Below are 14,140 nucleotides of genomic sequence, written 5' to 3'. Positions count from 1 at the left end.
ATGGACATTTATGAAGTACAGCTTCTGTCAACAGGTCCCCTGACACAGCTTCCGGATTCTCAAAAACTCTTCGGAGCTCTGGTTTATATGTATTCCGAAAAATATGGTGACACATCTGCGTCAATACTGACAAAAAGTCTTTTAAATAAAGATATTTATTTTTCGCTGTCAAATCTTATGCCGAAGGGGTATATCCCTACACCACTGGATTATATCATCGACTGTATAGCTTCTCAACCATCCAAAGATCAGAGCGATAAGGATAAAAACCTAAAAAAGAAACGCAAGGCTCTAAAAAAGCGAAACTATATACTGACAAGCAAACTAAAGGAGCTTTTAAATGATCTAACATTTGGTAAGCAATCAGATATTGAAAATATTTTTCCTTATATCAATTTGGACCCTAAACAACAGCTTCGTGCTTCTATAGAAAGCAGCTTCTATGATATTCCGGTGTTAGACAGCAAGCTCTATTCGGTTCCTACCATCAATATATCAGAAGTAAGTTTGATGCAAAAGGAAAAAAGTACAGAAAATAAAGAACAAAAAAGTACCGTAAATAAATTTTGTTTTTATTTGCGCATAGATAACAGCGAAATTTGTACCAATTTACTAAATATGATACAAGAAGCAGTCCGGCGTTCGGCGGCTGTAATATTAGGAAAAAGAGCCTCACAGGGATTGAATACTTTTAAATTTCAGGATATCAGCAGGCAAAATATGCATTATGAATCCGTAAAACATTTTATTAATACAGGTATGCTATTGCCCGAGAACATTGATTATACAGCTTCAACTTTAAAGTTATTTACCTCAGAACGACGTCCTTTTAATATTCCCGGTGGCTGGGACAGTAATTTCACCAGATACTATATCAGCTTTATTGCTGAGGGCAGCATCATCACGGCTTCTCTTGGAGCAAACAACACCGGAAAATCTATACCATCACCATTTAATCCTCAAAGGGATATCGTCTTTGGCAATGCATTTTTATACCCGCTGCCAATACAGAAAAGACAGGTGCAGATATGCAAAAAATAACATATAAACTGACTGCACAGTCCAGTTTGATTGTATCACCCAGAATGAATACAGCTCTATATAAGGAATTAGATGAGTTTTTTCTGGATCAGCTAACAACTAGCGGTGGCTATCTTGATAAAGCTAAACTAAATATTATTTATCCATTTTATCAGTATGGTGAATATACAAAATATGTCCCTGAGAGTGCAAAATATTATCTGCCTGGTAGCTCCATCAAAGGAGCCTTGTGCCAGAAGCGCTCCTCTGATACTGGAAATATAATGGTCGATGATATCAGAGTCAGTAATAATGATGTTGTTTTACGCAATTTATATAAGGCACAGTATGTTAATGATGAACAAAAGGCTGATTTTGCTGTTTTTTTCCCTAATGTTGGTGTCGAAATGATAAAAGCACATACAGAATTAATTGGTGAGATTTATGTAAAAGATAAAAGTTGTGCGATATCACTCATAAAGTCAGCAAATGATTCTGCAAAGAAGAAATTAAAACAAATGCTGGTATATCTTGATAGTCTCAAAAGACAGAAAGAACATTTTTTATTTCATTTAAACTGTGCTAAATTTAAAATAACAGCTATAAAAGACAGTGATGATATTTTTTTATTGGGAGGATATAAAGGTCTGCGGAACTCTATTGAAAGCCCAAAATTTCATGAGGAAATCAACAGTGCCATTTTTTTAGATCAGGAAACCAATTTACCGCACGGACTTGTAAAAATAGAATTAATTTAGTGAAAGTAAATATAAAGTGTCATTATCGCGGCCAGTACATTATAATAAGGACTCCTGTCAGTGCAACAACCGAGCCTATGATATCAAATTGATCGGGTGCCGTACCGTCTATAAGCCAACCCCAGAGTATGGATAAAATAATAAATATTCCTCCGTATGCAGCGTAGACTCTGCCAAAGCTGGCGGTCTGCATGGTGGGAATTATACCGTACAGGATAAGCGCAAGGCCTCCCAGAAGCATGTAAAGGGGGCCTTTGTTATTTTTAAAGTATTCCCAGATAAGATAACCACCGCCTATTTCGAAAATACCGGCAATGATAAAATAGATGATCGATTTTAAAATTTCCATGTTTACTCTTTCTATATGAATATATAAGTGCTATTATTATGATATTTGGTGTTTGCAGGATGATCCCGCAAATACAGATTGAAAGAAAAAAGACCTTACACCATAAAGGCGTAAGGCTGAGTAAGATATTAATTAGTTCGAAATCATTATAATGCTGTTATATATAATTTGCAATAGTTATATGTGAAATTATTTTTTTATTATACATACAAGGGATGATATCGATGCTGTTTATTTATTTGATTGAACATATAATGCTGCCTATATTCAGTTTGATTTTGATTGGGTTCCTGCTCGACAGAAAGTTTCGATTGGATATAAATACATTGGCTAAATTAATGTTTTATGTAATCGTACCCAGTTTTATTTTTGAAAATATTTACGAAACGCAATTTCCGGAGGCAAGTTATAATATTTTGGCAGCAGCTTTTGCTCTTATGGCATTGATGTTTATAATAGCCACTGTTATCAGTAAGATCAAGGGGTATGACGGCTGTATGCTGGAGTCGCTGCGAAATGCCACGATGTTCAATAATTCCGGAAATCTTGGGGTCGCACTTGTAGCACTTGTTTTTTCGCATCCGCCTTTTCTGGTGGACGGCAAGACACCATATCTTGGCGAGGCTATGGTGGTGCAGATATTGCTGCTTATAGTGCAGAATGTGACGCTTAATACTATCGGCCTCTATCAGGCAGGCAGAGGAAGAATGTCCGCCAGAAACGCGATCAGCGTCATTTTACATATGCCTATTGTTTATGTATTTCCCCTTGTCATTTTGACGAAATATTTTGAGCTGGATGCAACTCAGTTTTTTTTATGGCCGGTTATTACCCATTCCAGTGAAATGCTGCTGCCCGTTGCCATGATAAGTATGGGTGTTCAGCTCTCACGCACTAAAATACAGTGGCTTAATTATGATGTGTGGCTCGCCAGTTTTTTAAAGCTTATTGTTGCGCCCGTTTTGGGGTTAGGGATAGTTTATATGAGCAATGTTTTTGCTCCCGGTGGGTTCACACCCGTCGCGGCCCTGGTGTTTTTGATTTATTGTGCGGTGCCGTCGCCTGTAAATTCGGCCATATTTGCCATTGAATTTAATAATTGTCCGGAGTATGCTACGCAGGTAGTGATGAATACGACGGTTTTAAGCGGTATATCAATACCAATGTTTATATTTTTAGGGCATGTATTGTTTTCTGTTTAAATTCAGCTTTTTGATTAAAGCCTGCAAAAAGGATGACGGATTTGTATAAACGCAGTGTTTTTTTTATATTGGCAGCAATAATTATTGCTGTTTTTTTTCAGCGATTTTATCTGGATGTTCCTGTCGGCAAAAATATTACTATTACACAGAAATACACTAAACGAGTCATTTTTATACCGCTGGACAGTCGTCCGCCATGCGCCAAGTTTGTCATTGATGCCGGCAGGATAGCGGATATAGAAGTTATCACGCCTCCTCAATCTATGATGGATTATTATACGGAGCCGGGAAATACTGCGGCTCTTCGTAAATGGCTGGCAGAGAATGCTGTCTCAGCCGATGGTATTATAGTATCGATAGATCAATTGTTATATGGAGGGCTGCTTGCCTCTCGTCAATCCTTTGGCAAGGAGGCGCAGGAAGGTGCTTTATGGCAGATGCTCAAGGATATACGTGAAAGCAATCCGCAGCTGCCGATATATGCTTTTAATATACTGCCGCGTATAACACCTCCGGCAAATATAGATTCAGTTCAGGATATAAAGAATCTCATGGAATATTCAAGGCTGACTGATAAGCTCAGTCAGTTTTATGATGAAGACGATCTGGTGAAGATCGAAAAACTGCGCGGTAAAATCCCTGAGGGACATTTGGCGCAGTATATGGACCTGTATATTCGGAATTTGCAGCTCAACAAAAAGTTGATTGATCTGGCTGCTCAAAAAGTTTTGACTAAAGTGGTAATAGGACAGGACGACGGAGAAAAATATGGCATTCCGAATATGGAGCGAAGAAGTCTGCAGCAATATACGGCTACAGAACAGCTGGATAATGGTACCGTGTTTATAACACATGGTGCCGATGAAGTGGGGATGTCGCTCTTGTTTAACATGGCACAGGAGTTCAATGACAATAAATATCATCCTCGTATATTTGTCGCATATAATGAAGAAAGTTCTGCGCAGGCCATTCTGCCTTACATGGCCGCTCCTGTGGAAGAAATTACAGAAGAGAAGATTGCTATGACGGGAGGTCGGATCGTGTCAACAGCCGATGAGGCGGATTTTATTTTATATCTGCATATCGGTGACGATGAGAATTTATCAGCACGGTATTGCGGGGCAAAAAGAATAAAAGAATGGCTTAAAGATGGGAAAAAAGTCGCTGTTGTGGATTTGAGCAGGCATTTTTCTGCGGATGAAGCATTGTTCCCTGTACTGTTGGCAAATGATGTTCCGGTTAATAGCCTGCTGGCTTATTCAGGCTGGAATACAGTGAGCAACTCTGTCGGCACGGCAGTTTCACAGGCTGCGTTATATTGCCTGTCAGATAATAATAAAATAGATACAGATGATGTTTTACGCCTTACTTATAATAATCTAACGGTACTTTATGAGCATTTTGTTGAAGATTATTTTTATTTAAAGGGAACGATTGATGCTGTCAATATATCCTTGCGTAAGGCCGGGATCAATAATGTGAGTGATTTGAATTTGGAGAACAATTATCTTTGGGCCAATCGGATGCTGGCGTTCTCACTGCAAAGACAGCTGGATAAGTTGGCGTATGGTATGGCCTCACGCACTCCGCTCACGATAAAAACTTCCGATGGCATAAAAAAGATTTACCTGCGTAATATGAAAGTAGATGCTTTTTTTCCGTGGCCAAGAACATTTGAAATATATACAGATGTAAATTTTACTATGCTGCTTGGGCAGTGATGCATGACAAGGTAATATAAGTTTTATTTATTGAGTATTGTCAAAAAGAACAATACTCTCTATAATATAATTTATGACTCATTGATGGATGTTTTTGTTTGCTGTCCGGATGGTTTGCTTTTTAATATCATAAAAATATTCAATAGAATTGGTTGATCCGGATAAAATGCTGGTGAGTTGGGGAGGAAGCTCTATGAATACAGAAATATTATTAAAATCTGAACGTTGTAAAGGCTGTGGTATCTGTGTGTCTTTTTGTCCTAAAAAGGTTCTTGGACTTGATACACTGGGGCATTGCAGCGTTATCAATGAACAGGCTTGTATTGCCTGCGGACAATGTGAGCTGCGTTGTCCGGACTATGCGATTTTTGTGGACAAGAAGGTGGGCGCATGACGGATATGAAATTGATGCAGGGAAATGAAGCTTGTGCAGCTGGTGCAGTGGCCGCGGGTGTGCGCTTTTTTGGCGGTTATCCGATAACACCGTCTACAGAAATAGCGGAAACAATGGCAAAAATATTACCTTCTGTTGGCGGTTGTTTTGTTCAGATGGAAGATGAAATAGGCGGTATGGGTGTGGTACTGGGTGCGTCCCTTGCCGGCAAAAAAGTTTTGACGGCTACATCGGGACCGGGATTTTCACTCAAGCAGGAGCTTATCGGCTATGCCGCATGTGCTGAAATACCTGTGGTGATAGTAAATGTTCAGAGAGTAGGACCTTCTACGGGGCAGCCCACTTCACCAGCGCAGGGAGACGTTATGCAGGCCCGCTGGGGCACACATGGTGATCATCCGATGATAGCTTTGTCGCCGTGGACTGTCAGAGAAACTTTTGATGCTGCGGTAATGGCGGTCAATTATGCGGAACGGTTCCGCACACCTGTTATTTTGCTTATGGATGAAATCGTTGGCCATTTACGGGAGAATGTACAGCTGCCCGCTGCTGAGAACATTGATATTTATCCGCGCCGCTGTCCCTCAAAGACACGTCTGCAAGGATATGAACCATATGCACCGGAGGCTGATCTGGTTCCTAATCCTGCCGATTTTGGCACTGGATATCGCATACATGTTACAGGTTTAGTTCATGATTACACGGGTTTCCCGTCGGGCAGTCCAGCTGTGACGGAAGAATTTATTGATCGGCTTCATAAAAAAATTCTGCTGGCACAAGATGAGATAACTCATTATGATGAATTTTTTATGGATGATGCGGAATATGCGGTGGTTTCGTACGGCGGTGTCGCAAGAACGGCATACGAAGCAGTCCGGCAGGCCCGTGCAAAGGGCATCAAGGCAGGAATGATACGTCTTATGACGATCTGGCCTTTCGCCGATAAGGTGATCCGCAGAAATGCCGAAAGTTTGAAGGGCATATTAGTTCCGGAGCTTAATTACGGTCAATTGAAATATGAGGTGGAACGAGCCGCCGGCGGAAAATGTCCTGTAAAATTGCTCGCCAAATATAACACGGAAATATTTGTGCCGGGTGAAATACTCGAAGGCATAGAAGCTTTGAAGGGGGGCAGGCTTTAATGAAGGAACGTACTTATGAAAAATATTTTCGACAGAATCGACTGCCCCATATCTGGTGTCCCGGCTGTGGAAATGGTATAGCAATGAAAGCTATTGTTCAGGCTGTGGAGATGCGTGGTCTGCCACGTGACAAGACGATTATAGTGTCCGGTATAGGCTGTTCGTCAAGGGCTTCAGGCTATATGGACTTTGATACGCTTCATACGGCACATGGACGTGCTATTCCTTTTGCCACAGGAATAAAGCTGGCCAATCCGGAATTGAACGTCATTGTCATAACAGGAGATGGTGACTGCACGGCTATAGGAGGAAATCATTTTATCCATGGGGCGCGCCGCAATATAGATTTGACAGTGGTGCTTTTTAATAATACTATTTATGGAATGACAGGCGGACAGGCTTCACCGATGACGCCGCTGCATAAAAAAGCGACCACTGCGCCTTACGGAAGTGTTGACCGTCCTTTTGATGCATGCAATCTTGCCCAGGCTGCCGGTGCTTCTTATGTTGCCCGCAGTACAGCATTTCATGTTCAGCATATGACTGATATGATAGCGGAAGGAATAAGCTGCCGGGGCTTCGCTTTTATAGAAACAGTGGTTCAGTGTCCTACAGCTTACGGACGAAAAAATAAGATGCCTGATCCCGCAGAAATGATGAAATGGATGCGCGATAACGCGGTTATGAAGACAGCGTGGGATAGAATGCCTGAGGAAAAGAAAGCGGATAAATTTCCTATCGGCGTATTCCACAGGCATCAGGCCGTGGAATATACAGAAGCTTACAGTGAAGTTATTACGCTGGCACAGGAGGGCGGAAAATAATGAAACAGTTACGTTTGTCCGGTTCGGGGGGGCAGGGAGTTATTACAGCTGCTATTATTTTTGCTGAAGCTGCTATGAGTGAAGGCCGGCAGGTGGTGCAGTCACAGTCTTACGGACCGGAAGCCCGCGGCGGTGCCTCAAAGGCGGAAGTTATTATAGACGATGCACCTATATATCATCCCAAAATTATCAAGCCGGATATTGTTTTGTCTCTGACGCAGAAGGCGGCTGACAAATACTATAAGGATCTGGATAATGCGGAGGGGCTTTTAGTCGTGGATGAAGATTTGGTCCCGAATGTTCCTGTGTTTGCCAATGTAATAAAAGTGCCTGTTACACGTATTGCCTCCGAGCAGGTAGGAAAAATGCTTTTTACCAATATTGTTGCTTTAGGCGTGCTTGTAAAACTTTCAAAGCTCATATCTTTTGAAAGCGCAGAAATGTCCGTTAAAGGGCGCGTTCCGGTTCATACAATCGAACAAAATATAAAAGCTTTGAAGCTGGGGTATGACGCTGTTTGAGTCAGTGCTTTGCCTAATATGGTGAGAAAAGGACACCCGTCGGTGAACTGTCCCCTAAGTTAGACCTAAATTTAACTTATAGGGGGCACCACACGGATTGGTGTCCTTTTTCATGCGCAGAAGCCGGGCAGTACTTGTTACATCTGTGATTTTTATATATAATAGTAGAAAGCAATAGTTATAAAATATCGGCTGCAAGCTTAGGAGCATCAGAAATTATGCAGATTTTTAAAAATGATTGGAATGAATATCTGTCCGCGGAGTTTCAAGAGGATTATTATTTAAAACTAAGAGATTTTTTGAAGGAAGAATATAGAACGAAAGTCGTATATCCCAGTATGTACGATATTTTTAATGCACTGCATTATACGAGCTATCACGAATGTAAGGTGGTAATTCTTGGACAGGATCCCTATCACGGACCGCAGCAGGCTCACGGATTAAGCTTTTCTGTGAATCCGGGGGTTAAGGCACCACCGTCGCTTGTAAATATTTTCAAGGAACTGAATGAAGATTTGGGATGCACCATTCCCAATAATGGTTGTCTGAAATCATGGGCAGAGCAGGGCGTGCTCCTTTTGAATACAGTATTGACTGTACGTGAGCATCAGGCAAATTCACATAAGGGAATAGGATGGGAAACTTTTACTGATAAAGTTATTTCACTGCTTAATGAAAGAGACAAACCTGTTGCCTTTATTTTGTGGGGAGGTCCCGCCCGCCGTAAAAAGACAATGATAACTAGTTCAAAACATTTTATTGTGGAATCAGCTCACCCCAGTCCTTTGTCTGCTTTTAATGGTTTTTTTGGCAGCAGACCTTTTTCTAAGGTCAATGACTTTCTGCAGAGTACAGGGCAGACCCCAATTGATTGGCAGATTCCGGATTTATAGAGCAGATCAGACAGTAAGTATGAAAATAAAGGAGAATTTTTTTGCGATTACGTAGGAGACCGTGGATAGCAGATGCCATTTTTGATTTTAAAGATTTTGTATTTATGAAGGATACATTTGATCCGGCAGAGCTGAAGGGCAATTGGTGTAAAATATTCAGCAGGACGGCACCTCTTTTTGTCGAACTTGGCACAGGAAAGGGCGGATTTATCAGTCAGGCTGCCGCGATGCATCCGGAGATCAATTTTCTTGGCATTGAGCTTCAACAGGATATAATCTATTATGCTGCTAAGAAAACGTCGGAAGCAGAGCTGAAAAATGTTCGTCTGGCTGTTTTTGATATCAATAGTATAGAATCTTTATTTAATGTTGATGAGGTAAAACGATTTTACATAAACTTTTGCGATCCGTGGCCCAAAAAGCGTCATGCAAAAAGGAGGCTGACGCATGTTTCATTTTTGGAGAAATACCGTCGCCTTCTTGATGCTTCCGGCGAACTATTTTTTAAGACAGATAACAGACCGTTGTTTGATTTTTCACTGGGACAATTTAACGAGGCAGGATGCAATGTGCAGGCACTTACCTATAACCTGCATGAGGAAGGCTGTCTGCGTGAGGATTTCGTGACAGAATATGAAGAAAAATTCAGCGGTTTTGGTGAGAATATAAATCGATGTGAGGTTATTTTTCCGTGAATATGGCAACAGGCAGAGATTCCGCGGTGAAGAAGAAATTTTGGCTCAATGATATGGAAGCAGTATTTATGATCATGGTGGTGCTGATAATAATAGGAACCATAAATGTTTTCAGTGCAAGTTTTATAACCGCGGAAATGAATTTTGACAATCCGTATTTTTTCCTTGTCAGACATTTGATAAGTGTAGCAGTGGGCATGGCAGCTTTTCTGCTGGCGGTAAATTTTGATTATCATAAGCTGCGGACATTTGTTCCTTTTCTGATGTTTTTCACTTTAGCGGCACTTATGCTCGTATTATTGACAGGAACTAGTGTTAACGGAGCAAAAAGATGGATAAGTTTAGGATTTATGCAATTTCAGCCCTCAGAGATAGCCAAAATAGTATGTATTATAATAACCGCATCGTTTTTGGGTGCAAAGATAGATAAAGGCCGGCAAATTTCTTTATTCAACCGCACTTTTGGCATAACACTTTTAATGGCAGCATTGGTTGAACTGGAACCGGATATGGGGACTGCTGTTTTAATTGGCGGAATACCAGTTTTGCTGCATTTCATAGCAGGTATGAAAACAAGATTGATAGGTTACGCTGCGGTTGCGTTGATGGTTCTTTTTGCAGTACTCGTCACTTTTCAGTCATATCGTCTGGATCGTATAAAAAGCTGGTATGACCCTTGGTCGCAGGCTCAGGGATTCGGTTATCAGACAGTACAGTCATTGTCTGCCATAGGTTCTGGCGGTATATGGGGGATGGGGCTGGGCAAGGGTGTCAGTAAGTATTCTTATTTGCCGGAAGCGCATACAGATTTTGCTTTCGCCGTTTTCAGCCAAGAAAATGGGTTGCTTGCTGTTTTGTTTGTTTTTTTTCTGTATGCAGTCTTGGCAGTATATTGCGGAAAGATAGCCAAACGGGCTGATGAAGGATTCGGCAAGTTGCTGGCATGCGGCATTATGCTGCTTATTGTCGGTCAGGCAGCGGCTAATCTTTATATGGTTATAGGATTGTTGCCTGTTGTTGGCGTCCCGCTTCCTTTTATAAGCTATGGAGGTACATCGCTTATTTTGAATATGGCCAGCATTGGAGTCTTGATAAATATTGGCAGATATGCAAAAGTGTTTTCGGGAAAGAGAAAAAGTGATGATATTGTGAATAGGGCTGCGATCATAACATCCAGGCGCAGATTATTGCATAGATTAAAATGATTATAAAAATCTGCTGCACAAAAAACAGGGTATTGTTCAAAATGAACAATACCCTGTTTTTTATATCAAGACTATTACTTAAGAGCTTCTTTTAATTTTGCGTTTGTGTCTTTAGCGCTATCTACGCTGCTCTGGAACATTGCCTTTTCTTTTTCACTGAGAGGCAGTTCGAGAATTTTTTCGATGCCGTTTTTGCCCAAAACAACGGGCACACCTGCGCATACGTCTTTTTCACCGTATTCACCGTCAAGTAAAGCTATACATGACAATGTTTTACCTGTGTTTTTGGCAATAGCTTCTGCCATTGTAGCTGCTGTAGTACCAGGAGCATACCATGCGGAAGTGCCAAGCAATTTAGTGAGTGTGCCGCCGCCTACCTGCGTAGCATGTTCAATTTCAGCAAGTTTTTCTTCGGACAGATATTCACTGACAGGTACACCTTTATAAGTAGCTGAACGTGTGAGAGGAACCATAAGGTCGCCGTGGGCACCGATAACCATTGCATCAATGTCGCCAACCGGACAGCCAATAGCCTGTGCCAGATAATATTCGAAACGGCTCCCGTCCAAAAGTCCGCTCATACCGATCACGCGTTCACGCGGTAAGCCGCTGTCTTTGAGCGCAAGATATGTAAGCGTGTCTACAGGATTTGAGATAATGATAAAAATAGCATCAGGTGAATGCTTTAAAGATTCATCCATAACAGACTTTACGATTTTAGAGTTAACACCGATAAGGTCAGTGCGGCTCATACCCGGTTTACGAGGGATACCGGAAGTTATAATAACTATGTTGGAATTTTCGGTTTTAGAATAATCATTGGTAATGCCGACAATTTTTGTATCAATGTGCATCATTTTTGCAGTCTGCATCATGTCCATTGCCTTACCTTCGGCAACGCCTTCTTTAATATCGAGCAATACCACTTCATCAGCAAAGTTTTTTAAAGCTAATACGTTAGCAGCGGTAGCACCTACGTTACCAGCGCCAATAACAGAAATCTTCATATCAAGAGTCCTCCTCAAATTTTTGGATTTAAATTCAGCTTTATTAAAAGTATAATACAATCAATGTTATAAGTAAAGTGCTTTGTTTATTGAACGATAAAAACTATATATAATATGATTGTATCTGCTGACAACTAAGTATAATTCATTATACTCCCGAAAAGAATGAGAAATAATATATTATAAGGTGAAGTCGTTCTCCGCATGGAGAGCGACTCTTATGCTCAGAAATGTTTTGCGCTGCAATAAGTGTGCCATACTTCAGATTGACAAGAGCAATGATGTATAAAAAAATAAGCCTGTCTCTAAATAAATAGAAACAGGCTTATCGAAAAATCGTTCAGACTGTATAATAATTTACTAATTTGGCACCAAAGATGCCATCAATCTTAGAAACCTGATCAATTATATCCTGTGTGATATCATCATCTATTGTAAGAACCATAATGCTGGTGCCGGCTATCGCTGTTTTTCCGACCTGCATGCCGGAGATATTTATATTATATTTAGCCAGCAGAGAACCGACGTGGCCTATCATGCCCGGGCGGTTTATATGAGGGCAGATCAATATTCTTGCATGAGGATCTACATCCACTCGATGCTGGTTTATTGTCACGATCCTTCCTTCTGTGCCGAAAAGAGCGCCCTGAACGGATTGTTCGCCGCCGGAGGTTTTTAAAGTCACAGTTATCAAATTGGCAAAATTGTCAACATCTTTATTTTTGATTTCCTGAATTTTTATGTTGCGCTGCTTGGCTATTGAAGGCGCGTTTACATAATTGACGGCTGTTTGGAGAATAGGATTGAGGACACCTTTTATAACGGCAATAGTCATCATTTTCGTATCTATATCAGCGATGTCGCCATTATATTGTATTGTCAGGCTTTGAATAGGTCCATCGGAGAGGGATTGTGCCGTGCAGCCGAGTCTTTCCGCCAAAGTAAGATAAGGACGGATTTTTCCCATGGTTTCTGCTGACACAGGTGCCATATTAACAGCCGTAGAGACGGGTTCTCCCTTTAATGCGGCTGCTACGCCGTTTGATGCGTCTATAGCTACGCCGATCTGTGCTTCGACTGTTGAAGCACCAAGATGAGGTGTCAAAACAATATTGGGAGTGGAGGCCAAAGGATTGTCCTGAGCCAGAGGTTCTGAAGTAAATACATCGATTGCTGCCGCGGCGATCTGACCTGATTTTAAACCGTCAGCTAAATCCTGTTCATTGATAATGCCGCCGCGTGCACAATTGACAAGGCGGATGCCTTTTTTCATTTTGGCAATATTATCTTTGTTCAGCATGTTTTTTGTCTGCGGCGTAAGAGGCATATGTACGGTAATAAAATCGGCATTTTTTACTACATCATCCAAAGTTCCTATTTTAACACCGAGAGCCTGGGCTCTGTCTTCGTTCAGGTAAGGGTCGTAAGCGATTATTTTCATATCAAAGGACATAGCTCTTTTGGCAACACCTGAGCCTATGCGACCCAAGCCGATAACCCCGAGTGTTTTTCCTCTCAGTTCAACACCTACATATTTTTTTCTGTTCCATTCACCTTTATGCAGTGTTTCATTGGCAATGGGAATCATACGGCTCATCGAGAGCATCATTGCCATGGTATGTTCTGTAGCGGCAATAGTATTGCCCTCTGGTGCGTTGAGCACGATGATGCCTCGTTCAGTAGCCGCAGGAATATCTATATTATCGGTTCCAACGCCTGCACGACCGATTACTTTCAGATTTGCCGCTTTATCAATGACTTCTTTGGTTATTTTTGACGCACTGCGTACAATAACGCCGTCAAATTCAGGTATTATTTCAAGCAATTCTTCTGCCGGTAATTTATCTTTGACTACTACGTCAAAATCCTTCTGCAGTATATCAACAGCTTTTTGCGATACACCGTCAGCAACTAAAACTTTCATTATGATATCCAGTCTCCCTTTTAATTGAAATAAAATAATACGGATCTTAAATTGGCTTCATTCATTTCAGAGTTTTTTGTTGCAAGCAGTGTGAAAAAATCGTTAAATGATGATGTCAATTGCTAAATCCAGATGAAGTAATAATTACATCCAGAAATATTTATGTAAATACATGTTTCTTTAAACATTTTAGTTTATCACTATTATATGCGTCAAGTAAAAAATTTGAGCAAATGTCGAATATGAAAAGAAATTTGTTTAAAATATGTTTTGCTTTAAGCAATTTATGAATATTTGACCGTTCTCTGTGATGATATTGTTTTTCTTTAATATATGACAAATTATGCTATAATATACAATGAATTTGGAAAAGCGTTGTAATAAAAAAAAGAATTGCCTACAATAAGACACAAATATCTGCTATGCTAAAAACAGCATCTGGCAAATATATGGACAGAAGATTTAAATTCAGATTACTAGAGAAG

14 protein-coding genes are annotated in these 14,140 nt (G+C 40.7%); 11 read left to right on the top strand and 3 right to left on the bottom strand.

Annotation, left to right across the window (positions count from 1 at the left end; genetic code table 11):
• Window positions 1–1,041 (top strand): hypothetical protein, encoded by a 1,041-nt coding sequence (locus I6758_RS08590; protein ID WP_196604801.1) that lies wholly within the window; start codon window positions 1–3, stop codon window positions 1,039–1,041.
• Complete coding sequence (locus I6758_RS08585) at window positions 1,029–1,778, top strand: hypothetical protein (RefSeq protein WP_196604800.1); 750 nt, start codon at window positions 1,029–1,031, stop codon at window positions 1,776–1,778. The genes I6758_RS08590 and I6758_RS08585 overlap by 13 nt, the downstream gene beginning before the upstream one ends.
• Before the next feature lie 22 nt (window positions 1,779–1,800).
• On the opposite strand, the gene I6758_RS08580 is transcribed toward I6758_RS08585, so the two are convergent.
• Window positions 1,801–2,127: a YnfA family protein gene (locus tag I6758_RS08580; protein ID WP_196604799.1), complete on the bottom strand. Its 327-nt coding sequence runs from the start codon at window positions 2,125–2,127 to the stop codon at window positions 1,801–1,803.
• A gap of 224 nt (window positions 2,128–2,351) precedes the next feature.
• Here I6758_RS08580 and I6758_RS08575 point away from each other — a divergent pair, with 224 nt between their 5' ends.
• The 9 genes from I6758_RS08575 (at window position 2,352) to I6758_RS08535 (ending at window position 10,724) form a co-directional block, all read left to right on the top strand.
• Window positions 2,352–3,329: an AEC family transporter gene (locus tag I6758_RS08575; RefSeq protein WP_196604798.1), complete on the top strand. Its 978-nt coding sequence runs from the start codon at window positions 2,352–2,354 to the stop codon at window positions 3,327–3,329.
• Window positions 3,330–3,370: 41 nt separating this feature from the next.
• Window positions 3,371–5,050, top strand: coding sequence for a DUF4127 family protein (locus I6758_RS08570; RefSeq protein WP_196604797.1), 1,680 nt, complete (start codon window positions 3,371–3,373; stop codon window positions 5,048–5,050).
• Between the two features lie 193 nt (window positions 5,051–5,243).
• The gene (locus I6758_RS08565) at window positions 5,244–5,444 is read left to right on the top strand and encodes a 4Fe-4S binding protein (RefSeq protein ID WP_196604796.1); all 201 of its coding nucleotides are present in this window, start codon (window positions 5,244–5,246) and stop codon (window positions 5,442–5,444) included.
• Window positions 5,441–6,586, top strand: coding sequence for a 2-oxoacid:acceptor oxidoreductase subunit alpha (locus I6758_RS08560; protein WP_196604795.1), 1,146 nt, complete (start codon window positions 5,441–5,443; stop codon window positions 6,584–6,586). Before I6758_RS08565 ends, I6758_RS08560 begins: the two co-directional genes overlap by 4 nt.
• Entirely contained in the window at window positions 6,586–7,410 is an 825-nt protein-coding gene (locus I6758_RS08555) for a 2-oxoacid:ferredoxin oxidoreductase subunit beta (protein WP_196604794.1), read from the top strand. The genes I6758_RS08560 and I6758_RS08555 overlap by 1 nt, the downstream gene beginning before the upstream one ends.
• A complete protein-coding gene (locus tag I6758_RS08550; RefSeq protein WP_196604988.1) occupies window positions 7,407–7,931 on the top strand; it encodes a 2-oxoacid:acceptor oxidoreductase family protein in 525 nt (174 codons plus the stop codon). Before I6758_RS08555 ends, I6758_RS08550 begins: the two co-directional genes overlap by 4 nt.
• A 218-nt stretch (window positions 7,932–8,149) precedes the next feature.
• A complete protein-coding gene (locus tag I6758_RS08545; RefSeq protein WP_196604793.1) occupies window positions 8,150–8,824 on the top strand; it encodes a uracil-DNA glycosylase in 675 nt (224 codons plus the stop codon).
• A 41-nt stretch (window positions 8,825–8,865) separates the two neighbouring features.
• Complete coding sequence (gene trmB, locus I6758_RS08540; RefSeq protein ID WP_196604792.1) at window positions 8,866–9,519, top strand: tRNA (guanosine(46)-N7)-methyltransferase TrmB; 654 nt, start codon at window positions 8,866–8,868, stop codon at window positions 9,517–9,519.
• 2 nt (window positions 9,520–9,521) lie between these two features.
• Window positions 9,522–10,724 carry an FtsW/RodA/SpoVE family cell cycle protein gene (locus I6758_RS08535; RefSeq protein ID WP_196604987.1) on the top strand — a complete coding sequence of 401 codons (1,203 nt, stop codon included), beginning with the start codon at window positions 9,522–9,524 and terminating at the stop codon, window positions 10,722–10,724.
• Between the two features lie 74 nt (window positions 10,725–10,798).
• Here I6758_RS08535 and mdh read toward each other — a convergent pair whose 3' ends face one another.
• Window positions 10,799–11,731, bottom strand: coding sequence for a malate dehydrogenase (gene mdh, locus I6758_RS08530; RefSeq protein ID WP_196604791.1), 933 nt, complete (start codon window positions 11,729–11,731; stop codon window positions 10,799–10,801).
• 340 nt (window positions 11,732–12,071) lie between these two features.
• Complete coding sequence (gene serA, locus I6758_RS08525; protein ID WP_196604790.1) at window positions 12,072–13,655, bottom strand: phosphoglycerate dehydrogenase; 1,584 nt, start codon at window positions 13,653–13,655, stop codon at window positions 12,072–12,074.
• Window positions 13,656–14,140: the final 485 nt, after the last annotated feature.

This window comes from Pectinatus haikarae, from assembly GCF_015732185.1.
Lineage (GTDB): Bacteria > Bacillota > Negativicutes > Selenomonadales > Selenomonadaceae > Pectinatus > Pectinatus haikarae.
Note: the sequence above shows the minus strand (reverse complement) of the source record. Positions and strands in the feature narration are given on the sequence as shown.